At 62.3% G+C, this 19,506-nt stretch carries 14 protein-coding genes, 1 tRNA gene and 3 pseudogenes; 10 read left to right on the top strand and 8 right to left on the bottom strand.

The genetic code is table 11. The features are described from left to right. Positions 1-88: 88 nt before the first annotated feature. Positions 89-1,762, bottom strand: a complete 1,674-nt coding sequence (locus VSR71_RS34500; RefSeq protein ID WP_342917849.1) for a site-specific integrase — start codon at positions 1,760-1,762, stop codon at positions 89-91. A 762-nt stretch (positions 1,763-2,524) separates the two neighbouring features. On the opposite strand from VSR71_RS34500, the gene VSR71_RS34495 reads away from it, so the two are divergent. The 9 genes from VSR71_RS34495 to VSR71_RS34455 all read left to right on the top strand — a co-directional run bounded on the left by VSR71_RS34495 (position 2,525) and on the right by VSR71_RS34455 (position 9,850). Next, positions 2,525-2,965, top strand: coding sequence for an Hsp20/alpha crystallin family protein (locus VSR71_RS34495; protein ID WP_342917848.1), 441 nt, complete (start codon positions 2,525-2,527; stop codon positions 2,963-2,965). A 15-nt stretch (positions 2,966-2,980) separates the two neighbouring features. Next, complete coding sequence (locus VSR71_RS34490; RefSeq protein WP_342917847.1) at positions 2,981-3,388, top strand: Hsp20/alpha crystallin family protein; 408 nt, start codon at positions 2,981-2,983, stop codon at positions 3,386-3,388. Positions 3,389-3,473: 85 nt separating this feature from the next. Further along, positions 3,474-4,040: an Hsp20/alpha crystallin family protein gene (locus VSR71_RS34485; protein WP_342917846.1), complete on the top strand. Its 567-nt coding sequence runs from the start codon at positions 3,474-3,476 to the stop codon at positions 4,038-4,040. 236 nt (positions 4,041-4,276) lie between these two features. Continuing rightward, positions 4,277-4,657 carry a hypothetical protein gene (locus VSR71_RS34480; RefSeq protein WP_342917845.1) on the top strand — a complete coding sequence of 127 codons (381 nt, stop codon included), beginning with the start codon at positions 4,277-4,279 and terminating at the stop codon, positions 4,655-4,657. A 147-nt stretch (positions 4,658-4,804) separates the two neighbouring features. After that, complete coding sequence (locus VSR71_RS34475) at positions 4,805-5,092, top strand: co-chaperone GroES (RefSeq protein ID WP_342917844.1); 288 nt, start codon at positions 4,805-4,807, stop codon at positions 5,090-5,092. Positions 5,093-5,133: 41 nt separating this feature from the next. Beyond that, the gene (groL, locus tag VSR71_RS34470) at positions 5,134-6,756 is read left to right on the top strand and encodes a chaperonin GroEL (protein ID WP_342917843.1); all 1,623 of its coding nucleotides are present in this window, start codon (positions 5,134-5,136) and stop codon (positions 6,754-6,756) included. A 50-nt stretch (positions 6,757-6,806) separates the two neighbouring features. Beyond that, positions 6,807-8,744 carry a molecular chaperone DnaK gene (gene dnaK / locus VSR71_RS34465; protein ID WP_342917842.1) on the top strand — a complete coding sequence of 646 codons (1,938 nt, stop codon included), beginning with the start codon at positions 6,807-6,809 and terminating at the stop codon, positions 8,742-8,744. A gap of 416 nt (positions 8,745-9,160) precedes the next feature. Further along, the gene (locus VSR71_RS34460) at positions 9,161-9,724 is read left to right on the top strand and encodes an Hsp20/alpha crystallin family protein (RefSeq protein WP_342917841.1); all 564 of its coding nucleotides are present in this window, start codon (positions 9,161-9,163) and stop codon (positions 9,722-9,724) included. A 57-nt stretch (positions 9,725-9,781) separates the two neighbouring features. Beyond that, positions 9,782-9,850: transfer RNA gene (locus tag VSR71_RS34455), tRNA-Lys, on the top strand. A 36-nt stretch (positions 9,851-9,886) separates the two neighbouring features. Here VSR71_RS34455 and VSR71_RS34450 read toward each other — a convergent pair. The 4 genes and pseudogenes from VSR71_RS34450 to VSR71_RS34435 form a co-directional block, all read right to left on the bottom strand. After that, positions 9,887-11,116, bottom strand: a complete 1,230-nt coding sequence (locus VSR71_RS34450; protein WP_342917840.1) for a sensor histidine kinase — start codon at positions 11,114-11,116, stop codon at positions 9,887-9,889. A 247-nt stretch (positions 11,117-11,363) separates the two neighbouring features. After that, positions 11,364-12,455: a sigma factor-like helix-turn-helix DNA-binding protein gene (locus tag VSR71_RS34445; protein ID WP_342917839.1), complete on the bottom strand. Its 1,092-nt coding sequence runs from the start codon at positions 12,453-12,455 to the stop codon at positions 11,364-11,366. A gap of 363 nt (positions 12,456-12,818) precedes the next feature. Continuing rightward, positions 12,819-13,098: pseudogene (locus VSR71_RS34440) on the bottom strand (DUF1488 domain-containing protein). 249 nt (positions 13,099-13,347) lie between these two features. Continuing rightward, positions 13,348-13,611, bottom strand: a complete 264-nt coding sequence (locus VSR71_RS34435; protein ID WP_342917838.1) for a hypothetical protein — start codon at positions 13,609-13,611, stop codon at positions 13,348-13,350. Between the two features lie 428 nt (positions 13,612-14,039). Between VSR71_RS34435 and VSR71_RS34430 the strand changes: the two are divergent. Then, positions 14,040-14,578 (top strand): annotated as a pseudogene (locus tag VSR71_RS34430) (glycosyl transferase family 51); the annotation flags it as partial. A gap of 196 nt (positions 14,579-14,774) precedes the next feature. On the opposite strand, the pseudogene VSR71_RS34425 reads toward VSR71_RS34430, so the two are convergent. The 3 genes and pseudogenes from VSR71_RS34425 to VSR71_RS34415 form a co-directional block, all read right to left on the bottom strand. Continuing rightward, positions 14,775-16,006, bottom strand: a pseudogene (locus tag VSR71_RS34425) (hypothetical protein). Beyond that, positions 16,003-16,362 (bottom strand): Tn3 family transposase post-transcriptional regulator TnpC, encoded by a 360-nt coding sequence (gene tnpC, locus VSR71_RS34420; protein ID WP_342917837.1) that lies wholly within the window; start codon positions 16,360-16,362, stop codon positions 16,003-16,005. The pseudogene VSR71_RS34425 and the gene tnpC overlap by 4 nt, the downstream one beginning before the upstream one ends. Then, positions 16,355-19,354 carry a Tn3 family transposase gene (locus tag VSR71_RS34415; protein ID WP_342917836.1) on the bottom strand — a complete coding sequence of 1,000 codons (3,000 nt, stop codon included), beginning with the start codon at positions 19,352-19,354 and terminating at the stop codon, positions 16,355-16,357. Before VSR71_RS34415 ends, tnpC begins: the two co-directional genes overlap by 8 nt. Positions 19,355-19,506: the final 152 nt, after the last annotated feature.

Below are 19,506 nucleotides of genomic sequence, written 5' to 3'. Positions count from 1 at the left end.
GGCCTCTGACCAAGATAAGGCCGAATTGCTATCATAAGCCTTGAGGTTATGAAAACACTTCGCCTTATTCGGATTGAGAATAAGCAGTTCAGGCCGTGAACGCCTGCCCAAACTGCCTTGCCCGCTTGACGTCGTCGCTGTGGAGATAGATCGACGTGGTCGAAATCGACGCATGGCGCAAGTTATCGCGCACGGCGCTCAGCTCGACGCCCTTGGCCAGCGCGTGCGTTGCATGGGTATGCCGCATCCAATGCGGCGTGGCACGGCGGAGCTTCTCGGTCAGCGGTGGGTGGTCGCTGGCCAAGCTGTCTGCGGCCAACCGGAAAAATCGGCGCATGACCTCCCAAAGCCGTAGCGCCGTGATGCCGGTCTCGCTTCCGTCCACGCTACCGACCAGTGGCGTGGCCGGCTCCCAGCGGGCGCGGCTGATCGGTAAGCCGCGCTCCTGCAGATAGCGATCGAGCGCGACGCGCGCCAGCGGCGTCAGGGTAACCTTGGCTGGCTTGCCGCCCTTGCCAACGACATGCAGCCAGTGATCGCTGGCGGCATCCACCTCGACATTGCGCAACATCGCCTGGGTCAGTTCGCTGATCCGCAGTCCTGTGGCATAGCCGAAGTCCAGCAGGAAGCGCAACCGTTGCGCCGCCGGTGCTTCCCATCCGTACGACCATTCGAGCCCGTTCGCGATGGCCCGCACCAGCAGCCATTCCCCTTCGGTGAAGGCGTGGGTCGTGGCCACCGCCTTTGCGTGCTGGCTGCCTCGCACTTTGATGCCGGCAAAGGGATTGGCCATGACATAGCGCTGCTCGACGAGCCAGCGGAACATGGCGCTGAGCACGGCGAGCGCCTGCGCCACCGAACGGGCCGACAGATTACCCGCAAACGGCCGCCAGTCCGGCGCCGTGCGCGGCCGCGGCGGCCCGACCCAGCGCTCACGCGGCGACGGCTTGCGCAGGAAGGCGCGGTAGTCCGTTGCATCCTTGGTGGTCAGCGAGGACAGTGCCTTGCCTCGCGCGACAATGGCCCACAGGATCAGCCGTTCCGCCTCCTTGCGGTAGGCGCGCTGGGTAGCCGGGGTTTCGTGCAGGGCGAGCCAGGCCTGGATGGCATCGTAGTCGTTGTCCGCGCCCAGGATGCAACTGGAAGCGGGCGCGCGGTACGCCCCGGCGGAACCATCAACGTCCTGCGGCACGCGCAGGATCTCCCACGGGGCGACATCCGACCGCTGCCCGGCAACGACCAGCGCGCGGGCCCGTTCCGTGAGTGCCGGGTGCGCGGCGAAGAAAGCCTCGATGCGCCGGGCACTGACTGGGCCGAGCCCCGGGATCGCGGTCCACCACTGCCGCCGGCGCGGTATCCGCACAGTAAGATCGGCTAGGGTATGGATCCCTGCAGCGTGCAAGGCATCGACCGCGCGTGCCGGCAGCCAGCGAGTGAGCTCGTCGCTGATCTGCGGCGTGGGACGGGGCAGTGTGCGCAGTTGCTCGACCGCCTGCGTCGCGGCCTTGGCATGGTGCTGACGTTGAGCAGTCGGGCATTCGAACAGCGTCGCCAGATCGGGCCGCTGGCGTTGGCGGGCGTACTGGGCGAGTTGCCGCCGGATCTGCCCGATGAGGCCACGGGCAGACTGGCCGGGCTCGAGACGATCTGCAAGAAAGCGCGCGGCAGCCTGTCGAGAGGATGCCCCCTCGTACCAGGCGCGCAGCGCGGCCAGTGCCGCGATGTCCGGGAAGCCGTCGAGGGTGGGCAGGTGTCGGGGCATTTCGACAGAAGAGAGTTTGATACCAAAATGATAGTATAAAGATAATAACTCTTATCTCTGTACCAACGAAGAAAACCAATCTCATTGACTTGTGCCGATACCACTTCCGAGCCACCCGCGGTCGCTGCGGAGGCACAGCCCTGGCGCGCACCTTCCACGCCGGCCGCCGCGTCGAGCCGTCGACCGTCTGCTGTACCCCCAAACCTAGCGCCCCCAACCTGGCATCGCCTGGGCCGCGCGGCTATGTCGAGCGCAAGGCCGCGAGCCCTAAAAGCGTCCGGCGTTAGAGGGCCGAACAGTGGATCCGCGTCGGCGCACCGCCTCGATCGGCACATACACGAGGGTCGGCCGGCATTTTATGACCAGCCGATTCTGCTCAACGAGGCGCAAGCCGGCGCTGCCGTCGAGGGCATACTCGGAGAGTGGCGTTTGGGTTACATTTGAGATTAACTTTGCCACGGCTTTGCCGATTAAGCGATGTCCCGGCAGTTTTGGCGCAGTGCAACGGGAGCCCCCGGATGCGATGCCAAGCGAATGTGACCAAGGTGACCGGTGCAGCACGAATCGCCCGGCGTCGTCTTCGCGGAACGGGGCAGGCTTGCCTCCCTTGAAATTTGGGCGGCCAATTACTATTTTATTTTCGCTCAGGCAGTCGCGACCATTGCGCGCTGCGTGTTTCTGTTTGTTTGCCAGCAGCTTGGCAGGTGGATGGGAGCGCGTATGCCCCTTCGCCTCCTTGCTGCATCGAAGGAGGATACGACCATGAGCGATCTTTTCTTAGGAACCGACCTCTTCAGCGAACTCGACCGCATGCAAAGGCAGATGGCGAGTTTGTTCGGCGGCTTCCCATCCAGCATCCGCTCCGGCCGCTTCGGGGCATTTCCCCCCGTCAATATCGGCGCCACGGACGATTCCATTGAGATCGTCGCGTTCGCACCGGGGCTCAAGCCAGACAAGTTCGAGGTGTCGATCGACAAGGGCTTGCTGACCATCAGCGGCGAGCGCGAAGCGGCGCAACCGGAGGATGATCCGGAGGTACGGCTGTACGCGCAAGAGCGATTCACAGGCACGTTCCGGCGTGTGGTCGAATTGCCGCAGAGCGCCGACCCGGACAAAGTTCAGGCGCGCTATGCCAACGGCTGCCTGTCTATCAGTGTCGGCAAGCGCGAAGCCTCGAAGCCCCGGGCGATCACGGTTGAATAACGCGAGGAGAATGCCATGAACGAGACTACCCAAGTGGCTGAACGCAACCAGAACGCGGTGACCAAAGGTCAGGAGGACAGGTCGACGCCGACGATGACGCTGCTTCCGGCGGTCGACATCGTCGAGAACAGCAACGGCGTCACCCTCTGGGCCGACCTTCCAGGTGTGACCAAGGACAAGCTCGAGGTGAATGTTCACGACGGCAACCTCCATATTGAGGCGGAAGCGGTTGTGCCCACCCCCGCCGGATTACGGGTGCAGCACGCGGAAATTCGCCAGCCGCACTTCGCGCGCGCTTTCTCGTTGAGTGCGGACCTTGACGCATCGAAGATCGAGGCGAACCTGCAGGACGGCGTGCTCAAGCTAACGATCCCGCGTCGCGACGAAGCGCGTCCACGCCGCATTGCAGTCAACGTGGCGTAAGTTGCCGTCGCCGGGTACCGGTGGCGCCCGACAGGGCGCCACCGCAGCGTCCGCGGAAATTGGCTGGACATTGGGTGAGGACAAGATGAAAACAGATCTGGGCAAATGGAACCCTTTCAAGTTCCTACGCAAATCGACTGAGGACAGGCAACCGACGGGCGAGTCGTCGAATGTCCCCGCGCCAAGGCACTGGACACCGGACTGGCCGGACGTTTCGCGGCTGTTTTCAAGCGATCCCTGGCGTGCGATGGGCGAGTTTCTGCATGAACCCTTCGCGGGCTTCGGGGGACTCGATCGATGGTTCGGCGACTTCAGTTCGTCGCGCTTCCAGCCGCGCATCGATGTGGTCGATGATGGCTCGGCGCTGAGGATCACGGCGGAGCTGCCCGGCATGGATCGCGAGGACCTGCAGACCACCATCGAAGATGGCGCGCTGGTGTTACGGGGTGAGAAGAAGCAGGACATTCGGAGCGAGGAAAACGGCTGCTACCGGCTGGAGCGGGCATACGGCGCCTTCATGCGCAGTATTCCGCTGCCGGATGGCGTCGACCTCGATCACGTCGAGGCGAAATTCGACCGAGGTGTATTGACGCTGCACCTGCCAAAGACCGGTACGTCGCAGTCTTCGGTGAAGAAGATCGAGGTGAAGTGAGCAGAAGATGGCGAGATGCGTCAAGATCTTTGGCACGCGTGGGCCGGCTGCCCGCCAGGGGATATTCCTGCTGGCCGTGCATGGCGCCGCCCATGCTCTCCCTGGCATCGGCGGCGCTCGGAACGCGCGGTGCCGGCTTGCGGCCCAGCAGCAAGACTGGGCGCGATGCTGAGGTCTTGAAATCGCCGGACTGGCCTCTATGTTGGCGGCAAACACTTTCCAAGATGGAGACTTCGATGGAATTCGATTCTGAGTGGGTGACGCTAGGCAGGCATCGGGTGCGGCTTAAGTGCACGCGCGGTTTTCCTACCGAACGGACGCGGCGCGTGGCGGAGTTGGTCGCAGTCGCGATCGATAACAACCTCAGCGCGCGGGCCCGCTTGGTGGATGTTACGGCGCAAGGCGATGCTTACGTGATCAGCATCGGCACGACGTTCGAGAAGGATAGAGTGGCGGCCCCACACCTGGAAGTGGCCTTGGCCACGATGTTCGGCTTGTCGCCCGAGCAGGTCACGATTGACGTTGTCGTCGTCAGTCAAACAGAGGTGGATACGCATTTTGGCGTGTACGAGCGGATGCTGGCAGAGAAGCTCGGCACCGTGCCGCCCATCCAGTGAAGCCCCAGGATCGGGCTTCCGGGTCAATGACGACGCTTGTGGCCTGAATCCAGACACCGGCGTTGGCACGTTAAATGCCCTGACGGCGACCCGGACCGGTCGGCCCGACAAGCCCATGATCACAGAGATCGGATGAGGAGCAAGGCTATGAACATCCATCCACTACACGATCGCGTCATCGTCAGACGTCTGGACGCAGAACACAAAACGGCCAGCGGCATTGTCATCCCCGATACCGCCGCCGAAAAGCCGGACCAGGGCGAAGTCCTGGCTGTCGGCCCCGGCAAGAGCCTGGGCGATGGCCATGTCAGCGCACCGAGCGTGAAGACCGGCGAACGCGTGCTATTTGGCAAGTATACGGGCACCACCGTCAAGCTTGAAGGCGAGGAGGTGCTGGTGATGCGTGACGAGGATATTCTGTGCGTCGTCGAATAGAGGAAGGAGCAGAAGGTTAGCGTCTCGCGAGGAGTCTCATCATGGCAGCCAAGGAGATCCAGTTTCAGGAAATCGCGCGCCGCCGCATCGTGGCGGGTGTCAATCTGTTGGCCAACGCGGTCAAGGTCACGCTCGGTCCCAAGGGGCGCAATGTGGTCCTCGAGCGATCGTTCGGGGCCCCGCTGATCACCAAGGATGGCGTGTCGGTCGCCAAGGAAATCGAGCTCCCCGACAAGTTCGAGAACATGGGGGCCCAGTTGGTCAAGCAGGTTGCGGCCAAGACTTCCGACGTGGCCGGCGACGGCACCACGACCGCCACCGTGCTGGCCCAGGCGATGGTTCAGGAAGGCATGAAGGACGTAGTGGCGGGCCTGAACCCGATCGATCTGAAGCGCGGCATGGACCTGGCCGTGGGCGCGGTCGTCGAGAAGCTGCGCGAGCTGAGCCGGCCCTGCACCACAAGCAAGGAGATCGGCCAGATCGGCGCAATCTCCGCCAACGCCGATGAGGCGATCGGCAAGATCATCGCCGATGCGATGGCCAAGGTCGGCAAGGACGGGGCCATCACGATCGAAGACGGCAAGTCGCTGGAGAGCGAGTTGGAGGTGGTCGAAGGCATGCAGTTCGATCGCGGTTATCTGGCCTCGTACTTCATCAACCAGCCCGAGAAGCAATCCGTCATCCTCGATGAGCCGTATATCCTGCTGCATGACAAGAAGATCTCGGCGATTCACGATCTGCTGCCGGTGCTCGAGGCCGTGGCCAAGACCGGCAAGCCGCTACTCGTCGTGGCCGAAGAGGTGGAAGGCGAGGCGCTTGCGACCCTCGTCGTCAACTCTCTGCGCGGCACCTTCAAGGCCGCCGCGGTGAAGGCACCGGGCTTCGGCGACCGGCGCAAGGCCATGCTGGAAGACATTGCCATCTTGACCGCCGGCACGCTGATTGAGGAACAGACGGGCAAGCAGCTCAAGAATGTCGTGCTGGAGGATCTGGGCCACGCCAAGCGCGTCGAAATTGAGAAGGAGAACACGACCATCGTCGGCGGCGCGGGCAAGCACGCGGCAGTCGAAGCCCGCATCAAGGCCATCCGGCGGCAGATCGACGAGGCCACCAGCGACTACGACAAGGAGAAGTTGCAGGAGCGTGTCGCCAAGCTGGCCGGCGGCGTGGCGGTGATCCGGGTTGGCGCCGCCACTGAGGTCGAAATGAAGGAGAAGAAGGCGCGTGTCGAAGACGCCCTGCACGCCACGCGGGCCGCGGTCGAGGAAGGCATCGTGGCGGGCGGCGGCGTCGCGCTGCTGCGCGCCCGCGCCCAGCTTGCGCCGCTCCAGGGCGCCAACGCCGACCAGGAAGCCGGCATCCGAATCGTGCTGCGTGCCCTGGAGGAGCCGCTGCGGCAGATCGCCGCCAATGCCGGCGAGGAAGCGTCGGTGGTGGTAAGCCGGGTACTCGGTCATGACGGCAACTTCGGCTGGAATGCGGCCACCGGTGAATACGGCGACCTGTTCGAGATGGGCGTGATTGACCCAACCAAGGTGACCCGTACCGCACTGCAGAACGCGGCATCGGTCGCCGGGCTGATTCTGACCACGGACGCGACCGTGGTAGAGATGCCGAAAGAGCACGGCAAAGTCGCTGCGGTGTCACCGGAGCTGGAGTATTGACGGGGACACGCAAGGCGTGCGGCCGGTCCCATACGGCTGTGGAGGACATCATGAGCAAGATCATCGGCATTGACCTCGGCACTACGAATTCGTGTGTGGCGCTGATGGAAGCCAACCAGGTCAAAGTGATCGAGAACTCCGAAGGCTCACGCACGACACCATCCATCGTCGCCTATGTGAACGACGAGGAAATCCTCGTCGGCGCACCTGCCAAGCGACAGGCCGTCACGAATCCAAAGAACACGCTATTTGCCGTCAAGCGGCTGATCGGCCGCCGCTATGAGGAAAAGGAAGTGCAGAAGGACATCGGCCTGATGCCCTTCACGATCTTGAAGGCCGACAACGGCGATGCTTGGGTCGAAGCGCAGGGCAGGAAGCTCGCCCCACCGCAAGTTTCGGCTGAAGTGCTGCGCAAGATGAAGAAAACCGCCGAAGACTATCTTGGCGAGCCTGTCACCGAAGCTGTCATCACGGTACCCGCCTATTTCAATGACAGCCAGCGCCAGGCGACCAAGGATGCCGGGCGCATCGCCGGGCTGGACGTCAAGCGCATCATCAACGAGCCGACCGCGGCGGCGCTCGCGTTCGGTCTGGACAAAAACGAAAGCCGCGACCGAAAGATCGCCGTGTTCGATCTCGGCGGCGGCACCTTCGATATCTCCATCATCGAGATCGCTGACGTGCAAGGCGAGAAGCAATTCGAAGTGCTGTCGACCAATGGTGATACCTTCCTAGGCGGAGAAGACTTCGACCAGCGGATCATCGACTACATCATCGGCGAATTCAAGAAAGACCAGGGGGTCGACTTGTCGCGGGACGTGCTGGCGCTGCAACGCCTGAAGGAAGCCGCGGAGAAGGCCAAGATCGAGCTCTCGTCGAGCCTGCAGACGGAAATCAGCCTGCCATACCTCACTGCCGACGCCAGCGGACCGCGGCATTTGAACCTGAAGCTCACGCGTGCCAAGCTCGAAGCCCTAGTCGAAGACCTGGTCGAGCGGACGATGGAGCCGTGCCGCATCGCCATCAAGGACGCCGGTGTAACGGTGGAAAAGATCGACGACGTCATTCTGGTGGGTGGCATGACCCGGATGCCCAGAGTGCAGGAGAAGGTCAGAGCGTTCTTCGGCCGCGAGCCGCGCAAGGACGTCAACCCCGACGAAGCGGTGGCAGTAGGGGCGGCGATCCAGGGCGCGGTGCTCACCGGTGAGCGCAAGGACGTGCTGCTGCTTGACGTCACCCCACTGTCGTTGGGGATCGAGACCCTGGGCAGCGTGATGAGCAAGATGATCACCAAGAACACCACCATCCCGACCAAGTTCTCACAGACCTTCTCCACGGCCGAGGATAACCAGGCGGCGGTGACTATCAAGGTCTACCAGGGCGAGCGCGAGATCGTCACGGGCAACAAGATGCTGGGCGAGTTCAACCTGGAGGGCATTGCGCCGGCGCCGCGTGGTATGCCTCAGATCGAGGTGACGTTCGACATTGACGCCAATGGCATCCTGCACGTGTCGGCGAGGGACAAGGCCACCGGCAAGGAAAACCGGATCACCATCAAGGCCAACTCCGGACTGACTGAAGGCGAGATCGAGCGCATGGTAAAGGACGCCGAGTCCCACGCCGACGAAGACCGTCGGCAACGCGAGTTGGTCGATGCGCGCAACCACGGCGACGCACTGGCACACAGTACGCGCAAGGCGCTGGCTGAATTCGGCGAGAAGCTGGAGGCGGGCGAGAAGGAGAAGATCGAAGCCGCAGTCAAGGATCTCGAGGCGGCACTGAAGACCTCCGATAAGGCCGAGATCGAGGCCCGGGCACAGGCCCTCGCCACGGCCTCCCAAAAGCTTGGCGAAAAAGTCTATGCGGACGTTCAGGCTCAGCCGGACAGTGGCTCCGATCGCACCGCGGACGCGAAAGAGGCGAGCGCCGAGAAGAAAGACGAGAACGTGGAGGATGTTGAGTTCAAGGAAGCGGGGGCCAAGCAGTAAGCCAGCCGACGTCCGTCAAACTTGGGAGGCCCTCAAGAAACGGCTTTTTTGTGGCAACCTCTGCCGGTGTTTTCTTGTAATGACTTCGCGGCCGGCATATACGGCCAAGAACACGCCTATGTGTGGCCGTGACAGTCAGAGGCTCATCAAACCGGTTAGCACCGACTGACGCCTTCGCAGGGAACCAAAGACCAATTCGTACGGGTGTCATAACCGTACCGAAAACCGCCCCCCATACCGGTCCTGCTGCGGCTGCCATCTGTGAAATGTCTTCATGGAGTTTTCGCCGTGTGCTATTGGTGAACCGTCAGAAAACCGCACATCAGGTGGGCTCCTGCGGCCCACTGATCATCGACGATGCGGCTGACACCGATTGGAATCCGGTTCTCCTGCCAGACCTCTTGATGGAGGATACGATGAACACCGACCCGAAAAAGTGGAATCTCTTCAAGTTCCTTCGCGGGGCGGCCCGCAAGTCCGATGCGGACAGCCCGGAAAGCCCGCCGGCAAGCGAACAGTGGCGTGCCTCCTGGCCTGACATTCCGCGACTGTTCTCACGCGAACCGTGGCGCGTAGTGGAGGAGCTCTTTCATGACCCGTTTGCCGGCCGTGGTGCGCTCGAGCGATGGTTTGGCGACTTCAGTTCCTCGCGCTTCCAGCCCCGCATCGACGTGGTCGACGAAGGCCAGGTGCTGCGCGTGACCGCCGAATTGCCTGGGATGGAGCGCGAAGACCTGAACGTGAGCGTCGAGGACGGGGCGATCGTGCTGCGCGGCGAGAAAAAACAGGACGTGCGCAGCGAGGAAGATGGCTGCTACCGGCTAGAGCGCGCCTATGGAAGCTTCGTGCGCACGATTCCCATGCCGGAAAACGCCGACCCCGATCACACCCTGGCAAAGTTTGACAATGGTGTGCTTACGTTGACCGTGCCGAAATCGGAGCCGGCGCGATCCGCGAGTCGCACGATCGATATTGGCTAGGGCAAGCAGGCAAGAAGTGTCATGGTGTCGGGCGGATATCGTGCGAGCCGTGCCAATAGCTCAGCTGGTAGAGCAGCGGACAGCGGACTCTTAATCCGTTGGTCGCTGGTTCGACTCCAGTACGGCCTACGGGACAAGGGCACCGGTAATCACCGGACGCATTCAGCTCCCGCCTGTCTCCGGCTCCCTGAGACTCACCGGAAAATGGATCTCGAAGCTTGTGCCGTGCCCTTTACGCGATTCAAAAAGGATGACGCCCTCAAGCGTCCGGCAAAGCTCCTTCACGATTGCCAGTCCCAGTCCGGTGCCCGGGATGCCCCCCTCTGCCGCCCGCTCGAATTCGTTGAACACGCGTGCCTGGTCAGATGGCGCAATGCCCACGCCCGTATCCGACACCCGCAGATACCAGTGATCCGCGTCCACCCTGCCCACCGTCAGGCGAACCTCGCCCTCGGGCGTGTACTTCAGGGCGTTCGACAGCAGATTCGTCGCCACCTGCTTAAGCCGGAGCCGGTGCGAGCGAACGGAACTCAACCCGGGATCCCGCTCGGCTTCGAGCCGCAAGCCTCTTTCTTCAAACAGCGGACGTGAAGTCGCCACCAGTTCGTCGAAAAGCTCGCCCAGGTCAACCGTGTCGGGGAGGACAGGTGAGACGTCGCCGAGGACGACTGAATACTCCACCATCTGGTCGACCAGTTGCTTCATGTCGGCAGCCTGCCGGCTCGCCACTGCAACGCCGGTTTCCGCTTTCGCCGGCGCGCGGGAGATCAGTTGCAGCGCAATCGAGAACGCATTCAGGAAATTGCGCAGGTCGTGCACGACGCTGCGCGTGATCTGCATGCGCGACTCGTGCAGCTCGCTTACGAGCCGCTGCCTGAGTTCGAGCTCATGATTGGCGCGCTCGAGACGGGCAGTATATTGGTCGATCTTGCGCTCGCGCTCGGACACGACCGCCCGGATCGATGTCAGCGTCACAAAACTGCGCGACTCATCGATCAGGCGGCGCGCGCGGGCTTCGTATTGTCGGCTGAAGCTCGGGACCGACTGCGCATATTCGTCGAGCGCGTCATCCAGCACCTGACCGAACAGGTCCAGCTCACGCACCAGTTCCACGATCTGGTAACCCTGACGCCAGCGCACATTGCCGTGCTGACGCGCCTCCCGACCGATCTCCGGCTCGGCCTGGTCGAGATCTTCCGCCTCGAGCGCCACGCAGATGCCGTCGAAAATCTGGGGCAGATGGTCAGCGAGCTGTTCGTACGTCAGCCGGTCGGCCTCCGTCAGGATTTCATCCGCAGATACAGCGCGCATCCACCGCTCAGTCAGGGCGGTTCGGCGCCGCTGGAGAAAGGCGGCAAAGCCGCGAAGCGGCGCCGGTTGCAGGTCGGGCATGATCAGATTGGGTCGGCAAATGGGAAACGAGGGTTGGCCCGGACGGATTGGCGCGTGACCAGCGACGAGGCTGCATGGGTTGATTCTCCGTCAGACCGGCCCTCTGGAACGGGACTTACATGATGCAGGGGCAATCTACACAGTATCAAGCTCAGACTCGCCGTGGAACCTACGTGTGTGACCCCGTCCATTAGCGCCCCAGCCAGCATCTGACCCCTCGTACCCTTCGTCCAATCCCGACATCTGCTCAGGTGTCAGCCAGTTGGTCCTCCCTCTCGGTACCGCCACCTGCTCGCCTGTGTCGTTTCTGGCCAGTCCCACTCACGGGTCGCAGCCCGACCTCTTCGAGCCTGGCCTTGAGAAAGGCATCGGCGTGATCCAGCCAGCTGCGCACTTCGCCTTCCGGTGTGTTCAGCAAGCACGCAATGTTGTTCACTGAAACGTCGTCCACGCGTGCTAGCAGCACAGTTCGACGCCACTGGTTAGGCAGCTGCGATAGCAATTTGCCGACGATCTCGTGCAATTCGTTCTGGGCGGCTACCGCGTCCGGGCTAATGGCAGCGTCAGGCACCACATCTTCCATCCGCAGCAACTCATCCGGTTGCCAGTACTCGAACACCGCGTCATCAATCTCATCATGAGGGCGTGCCGGCAGAACCGTGGGCTTGGCCTCGAGCGAGACCCAGCGGCCTTCTTCGCTGCGCCGCCGCGCAACCTCAGCTTCCAGCACGGCCAGCGCGAGGCCATGCAGTTCATCTTCGCTCAGTACCACCTGCGGGGCCTGGTTCAGTCGCTCGAGGGCGCGAGTCAGTGTCTCGTCGACCACATCGTCCAAGGCCGGATCCGTTTCTGCCAAGTCGCCGCGCGCCCGCAGATAGGACAGCTCACGCTGCGCGAAGCGTCGCAGTGGCGACAGCAGTGCCCGAACCTGTTCGTCGAAACGTGCCGATTCCGCCGGGGTCGCCGTCGCGGTGGCGGCCTTCAGTCGTCGCAGCCCCTCACGGCGCTGCTTGCGCCGCCAAGTATCCTCCCGGCGCAGGCGTGCGAGGTGGCGCTCGATCTGGCGCTCAAGGTCGACGAACGACGCCCTCAGCGCGCTTCGGATCGACTTCCCGTCTTCTGTGCTGACTAACGTGCCACGCGGCAGCGCCAGGCGCAGCCTGACATGATAGGAGGGGCGGGCGGCGTCCATCGCGAGATCGGCGCGCAGCAGCACCCGTTCCGCCAAGAACCGTTTGAGATGACGCTTGAGATAGTGCGCAGCAGACTCAGTGAGCATCTGCTCGCACCGCGCGTGCGAGGCCTCGGCGATGTTTTGATATCTGACCAGCAGTTTCACGGCATCCCCGCAATGTGTTTGCAGCCACGTGGTCGCGTGTCGGGCCTGGCCGGCTAACGCCCTGTGTTAAACGCACTCGGCTGCAATGGCATATCAACCCTGGCGCGATGGCAGTCAACATCCAACTTCTCTCCACGAACGTCTCCACACGGCCTCGCCAGCACGCTTGCGGCCACATCACCCAGTGGGCCCGGGCTGTCCGCGTCGGCTTGCCAGAGCCAAAGGACCAGGGTAACAAAGATAAACTTTTGCGTGCTCCACCTGGCACCACGGCGTTCAACCCAAAGTTGGGATCGGGCCTGCTTCGCAAGTTGGGTGCCGGTTCCGGCGCGCCCAACCGAGCCGATCCCCAATGCACGGCGGTTACAGGGCAAAACGGAAATGCCCACTGTGCAGCACGCATGTTGCGTGATCCCGTCAAGTCGAATAAGGTGCGTGCGACACTTTCAATATCATCGCGATGTCCCTGTAGGGCCTGTACCAGATCCTCTGGCCGATGTGAGCGCGCCCCAAAGTGATCTTCGAGCGCCTCCGCGGTAATGGCATAACACGCGGGCGTTCCGTCCACGCAGGCGGCGCATTCGAGGCTCAAGTCGGCGGCACGAAAGCGCGGTTCGGCGCGAGGAAAGTCAATCTGTTGCATTGCGACACCCGGGAGCGAAACCGAGGTTGCCAGCGAACACCGTCGCCGAGCCGGTTTGTTGCCAGTGTAGGCAGCTTCCGACGCACTACAAGGGCGCGAAGCACCAGATTCGCGGCGCGGCTACCTGGGTTGGTCAGCATTGCCGGCTAGGCGGCCGGAGTCAGGCAGAGGCAGCCTATCGCTTGCGTTGATGGCCCATGAGCTTAGACCGTGGAGCGAGCGTCGGGCGAGCAACGCCCCGACCGCCGGCTACGCTGGTCGGCCCGACGAATCGAAATCAGGCAACTCGTCGTCCAGAATCTCGAACACCTCTTCCGCCTTGCGTCCCAAGCTGGACTCACAGTTGCGCAACCGAGGCTCGTCAGCGCGCAACCATTGGTATGCCCGCCGCACATCCTCAACGGTCGGCTCGATGTCCAGGATCCGTGCGATGAGTTCGCCGTCAACGTGACCCACAATCTCGCGGATCTCACTCGCGCTCGCCAATCGCGAATCGCTCTTAGTCGTGTCCATGGCAACGTCTCCGATGAGGTGGCTGCGGGCCTTGCCGAATCCACCCGTCCGTGGGTGTTGGTCACAGGAACGCTTGCGGCAAGCAATCAGAGGCCAAGCCCGCCTTCGCCTCCAATTCTTCCAGCTTAGCGCATCTAGCAAGCGGCGCCGGTGCACGCCCCGTCGCAACGCCACGGACCCGGCATGGGCAAACAGTGAGGATTGCGCGAGCCTGGCGGCAACTCCCTAGCCGCCGTCTCCATACCAAGCCTGCGCTCACCCCGGCCATCGCCGCCGGTAGTGTGGCGCACGGCCACGCGCTTGCAGCGCGCCTGCTTCCTTGTAAAATTTGAAGGTAGGCGGTTCGCGAAGACGGCCCGCCTAGCTTGCGCTTGGAGCCGGCATGATCCCCGTGCCGGCGGGCGTTGGTAGCAACGGATAGTCGAGAAGTGTCGCGTCGTGGCTGGATTCTCGCTGGCGTGGCGGCCGCCCTGTGCGTGGGTGGCTATGTCGCCTACGGCCTCGTTGCCGACGAAGTGCGCAATTCGCAATGGCAGGCGTATTATCTTGGCCGCCTGACTAGGCAATTGAGCTTCGAGGTGCAGCCAGGCGCCTGCGACAGCATCCGCTTTCCGCATTCCGGCCCCTATGACGCGCGCCTATGCTACGGCCGGATGCCAGACTTCACCGAGCGGCTGACGCAACACGGCTACGTGCCAGCGGAGCAGGCGCGCATGTCGCCTGCGATGATCCGGCTGATGGACTACGGCATCTTCCCCCTTACCGCGAGAAGAACCAGGCCGGCTTGGCGCTGCGCGACTGCAACGGCCTGACGCTGGCGTTTGAACGCTATCCGCAGCGGCAGTATGACAACTTCGCGGCGGTGCCGCCGGTACTGGTCGGCGCGCTGTTGTTCGTGGAGAACCAGGGACTGTTGAATCAGGAGTACCCGAATCTGAATCCGGCGCTCGACTGGAAACGGTATTCACCGTCGGACGAGTACGTGGCGGTACCGTCAAGGCTCGATGCAGCCATTACGTGCGGTCCTGGTCCTTCGTAAGTCTTCTAACGGCGCCCCTCAGAGTTGCAGCGTGAGACGTAAGATTCAGTGGAGCGCAGCGGGCATGTTCCACGGCATATGCGCAAGTCAGGAACGATTTCCTGATACTTTCAGGCTGTGTTAATTAGCGTGCAATATTGTCCGTTTTCTGAAGCGACCCCTGCAAGACCTTGCTGACGAAGTCGGTCTGCGGAGAAATCCTGGTAGCCAACTGACGGATTTGTTCCCGAACGGCTTCGGGATCGACGCCAGCATGGCCGGCGGCCTGCAGGGTAGCTCGGCTTGCATCGAGCACATCAATTCCCGTGATTTCGTAGCCGTAGCCCTGCGAAATCCAGTGCAACGCCGCCATCCCAGCGGCCATGGCGAACGCTGGCTGCTTCTGCGCAAAATCCCTGGCCGCGCGCGTCAGCGTGCGTGGATCGGTCGGACTGGTGTTGGCCAACTCGATGGCAAGGTCGAACAAACCAGCATCCTTGTCCGCGGCAAACCACTTGCCCGGCGCTTCGGGCGACTGGGCGATCAGATCACGCAGGATTGTTTCTTGCCCCTCGTGCGGATACTTCCTGGCGATCGCCCGGAAGGTCGCCAAGTAGGTTGTGCCCCGGTTGGCTTCATGCGCATAGCGCTGGTAGGCCTCGTCGGCAAGACGCGATGACAGCAGGATTTCTTCGCAGGCCTTGGCAATCAGCCCGTCCGGGCTATTCAGACCGCGCGATGCTTCCGCGTAGGCGATGGCTTCGGCTTTCCTGCCCATCGCAATTAGCGCCTTGACGGCCCACTGCCGGTCATGCCACCACTTGAAGGGGGCGCTGTCCACCAGCGCGATCAACTGCGCATGCCGATCTGCTGCATACAGCGAAGCCAGGCAGATCGAGGTTCCCGCGAAATAGCCGCCGGCACGCTCGCTCCAGATATGCTCCACCAGAGGCAGAAACCGGTCCGCCCACGTGTTCGCGAACTCTGGGGTCACCAAAGCCGGTCCCAGTCTTCGCCCAATGCCTCGATATAGGGAACGCCTTGATCCTGGATCGCTTCCCAGAGACGCTCGAGCCAACGCTCACGGGTTTTGGTATCGACCGGCGCGGCGGCAATGACCGGTACCAGCACCTCAATGGCTCGGTTCACCGCGGTGCCGAGCGCCCCGGAAGAGCTATCGAGGTGTTCCAGCGCGGGCGAAACCTTCTCCAGGAACATGACAGCCCCTTCGGCCGCGAGGACCGCATCGGTACGCGCGACCTGCTTGATTTCAGCGAGAGCTTCCTTGATGCGCTGGATGGGCGCATCCGAGCGCCAGCCGAACGCATGGCGACGAAAGCGTGGGGAGAATTGCCACTTGTGGGCGCCTTGCTTCATATTGAATCGTCGTAATCGTCGTCTGTTTTGGACCGCAAATCCTGCAGGGGACGCAGCGCGACGATCATCCGGTCGAGCATCATCACCCAGTCTTCCAGTTCCTCAATGACACAATCGGCTTGTTCCACCAGTGTCAGATCGTCGGTCGAATACGACAGGCTCGCGCCATTGATCAAGGTATGCGCCATGCCATGCAAGCGCAGCAGATCGTCGCGCAGCCCATCCGGTCCGCAGCGAGCTCGAAGCGAGTCGAATTGATCCACCGCTTGTTGGATGACTAGGGTATCGTAGCGCTGCTGCAACGACTGCAACGCGTCGGCATCGACGACGCCGTAGGGGGTCTCGATATCAGGCATGGCGTTTGGGCCTCCGGATAGAATGGGCCGGCCCCGCGAACAGGCTGTCGCGAATCCAGCTCTCGATACGTTCGAAGTCAAGCTCGTATTTGCCAAAGCGCTTCAGGTTGCTGGTGAGATAGGGGCTCAGGAAGGCGATATCGGCCGGATTGACCGGGATGCCTTCCTTCACCATCGCCCGCAACGCCTGCATCATGTCGACCGTGTTCTGTAGGATCGCGGCCGAGGCCATCAGGTCGTTGTAGCGCAAGCGCTTCTGTTGTTCGTCCGGATCGTTAACCGGCAGCACGTCACCGCCAAACGAGAACCATTTGGCAAAACCATTATAGGACTCGACCTTGTTGGTGGTTGCGGTAATCTCCTGACGAAGTTCACCGCTGCCGATCCACTCGAGCAGGAAGATGGTGCGTATGACCTTGCCCAGTTCCTCCGCAGCCAAAGACAGCCGATTCTTCGGGCTGGCCGCACCGAACCGGCGCAGCAGCAAGGGCGAAGACAGCGCGCCAGTCTGGATCGACAGCGTCAGTTGCATCAGATCCTGCCAATGCCGCTCGATGAGATCCCAGTCGACCGTTTCCGAAAACAGCGCGTCAATGTGCTGGTATTTCGTATCGGTATCCACCCGGTACAGCTTGAGATCCTGCCAGTTCCGAATGCGCGGCATCAACTTGATGCCCAGCAGGTGTGTGAAGGCGAAGACCGCCGCCGACTGACCCTGGGTGTCGGCATGAACGGTATCCGCCTCGACGCTCAGGCCTGCCTTGAGAAGGCCCTCGATGACGTAGATCGCCTCCCAGATGCCTGGCGGGATGAAATGCCGAAAAACCGCAATGTAGTTGTCGGCCACATGCCGGTATGCTACCGCGCCCATCTTGCGGTACCGGAAGTGGTAACCGGCCAGCAGATTGTTGTCGTAGAAATCGTACTGGGTGCCGTCGGCCGCCACTGTCTTGCCGTCGCCCCAGTGCTTGGGCAGATCCAATCGCAAATAAAGCTCGATCAGCTCGCGCTGCGCCGTTTCCAGCCGCTCCAGGCTCAGATGTCGCCGGTTGACGAACGACATCATGTGCGGCGTGATCTTGTCGCCCATGTGACGGGCCGCCTGGGTGGGCCCCAGATTACAGCCCATCGCGAAAATGGTCAGCAGGTACCGCTCGGCAGCATTGCGGATCTTGGGATCGCTGCCGCTGAGCGGGCCGAAGTGCCGGGTGAATTGCGTCCAGTGCTCAATATTGGCCAGCACATCCAGCAGGTTACGCACCGGCATGCGTTTCATCAGCGCTTTTTGCAGGGCGACCGCGCTCTCTGGGACGGCCGTAGCCGCAGTACGACGCACCACCAACTCGCCCGCCCTGTTGATGATCACATGCTCGGACTTCTCCGGGAAGCGTTCGTCCAGTTGGCGGGCCGTGTCCGTCAGCCACTGACGCAGTTGGGCCACGAAGCCGGCGCCGCTGTCGGGCATGCCGAACTTCTCGCAGTAGCTTGGCAGACGCTGTTCACACTCGCTCCAGGGCAGCAGGTGATCCCGGTAGTCGGCGAAGGCGTCCGATCCAGCTACGCAAAGATCGCCGCTGCGCAGTTCCTTGGCCATATAGGACAGCACGCAGAGCTCCAGATAACGCCGGTTGGTCGGGGCACCCCCATCGATCGGGCGGCGCACCAGCTTGCGCCAGCGTTCCGAGGCAAAGCTGATGTCAACGTCGACGGCAATCCATTCCCGGTGCAGCGACTCGCTCTCGAACACCGCGCCCAATGCCGTCAGCAAGGTTTGGGATTGCGTGGTCGATCCCCATGCCAGGGCTCGCGCCAGGCGTAACAGCACCGATCGATGCGCCTTGAAATGCCGCCACAGCAACGGAAGGTAGTTCTTGCCGCTGTAGGCCCGCACCTCGGCGCAGCTCTCGCGCAAGGGCTCGAGACTGCCTGTCGGCGCCAGATACTTGCGTACCTGTGCGCCCAGCGCAGCGTCGTCCCCGTGATCGTCAACGATGTTGACAACCCCGTCGAGCAGGTCCACGAGGCTTTCCATCTGTTCACGCTGCCGCGCCTGGATGAGCGCGAGCTCTTCCTTGGCCCGCTTGTGGATAGCACCCACCCGGCGGATGAACATCTCGGCCAGATCGTCGCGGGCACGCACACGCATTTGATGCAGCAGCGCTACGATCAGTGTATAGCGACGCTCGGGCAGCATCTCCTTCAGATTGGCTGCGTCCAGGCTCATCGATTGCGATGACAGGGAGCGCAGCTTTGTGGCTGGCACTCCTTCCAGCGCACGACCGTAGTCCCCAAAGCCTTCGAGCCAGGTGAGATGTTCGATCAGCAAGGAGATGTGCTTGCGCGACGGCCGCAACGCGTAGCGCTTGATGGTGTTGTACGCGGTCTGGCGCTGACTGAATTCCCGCTTGAGGAGGCGGTCCAGTTGGGCCTTGTCGTCGTCCGTCAGGCGTCGCGCGACGCGCCGGAATAGCGCTGTTTGCGTGCGCGCATGGACTTGTTCCGCAATCGCGTCCAGCGTCGAGAACGCCGGCAGTTCGACCTGCTGCTGGATCAGGCTGTCGATGGTGGCATTGATGATGTCCACCGACTGGTCCATGGTCTCGGCCGCTTCCCGTGCCGCACGCACGGCGACTTCATTGGCATCGGTGCCATAGTAGGACTGGATGCCGAGAAACTCCCGAATCGCAGCGTAGTGGCGAAACAACGCGACCGACCGGGCCCTGTCGTAGCCAAACTCGACCTCCGCACCGATGTCTGCGCTGGCTCGGACGTGATCAATGACAGCGACAGGAATGGAATCGAGGTTGGGGAAGTGGTGCATCTGCTGAAAGACCTTCAGCAGGACCAGCAGGCCCAGCCGCGAGGACTGCCCCCGCGCGTTTCGTCGCCCCCACTCCAGTTCTTCGATGTCGGGCGTATAGCAGGCCTGCAATTCCCCCGTCGAAAAGACCTTGGGAAAGCGCGGATAGGCGGTACGTTCGACGGTGGCCATGCCGGACTGAGATCTCCAATGGGCCGGCCAGTGTAGCGGAAGAGTCGCTCGATAGAGGGCTCAGTCTCTTATAACAATCAGATCTATAGATTCGAATATATATAACTGGAAGGCTTATGATAGGAAATCGGCCTTATCTTGGTCAGACCCGT

Source organism: Cupriavidus oxalaticus, from assembly GCF_038900635.1.
Taxonomy (GTDB): Bacteria; Pseudomonadota; Gammaproteobacteria; order Burkholderiales; family Burkholderiaceae; genus Cupriavidus; species Cupriavidus oxalaticus_B.
Note: the sequence above shows the minus strand (reverse complement) of the source record. Positions and strands in the feature narration are given on the sequence as shown.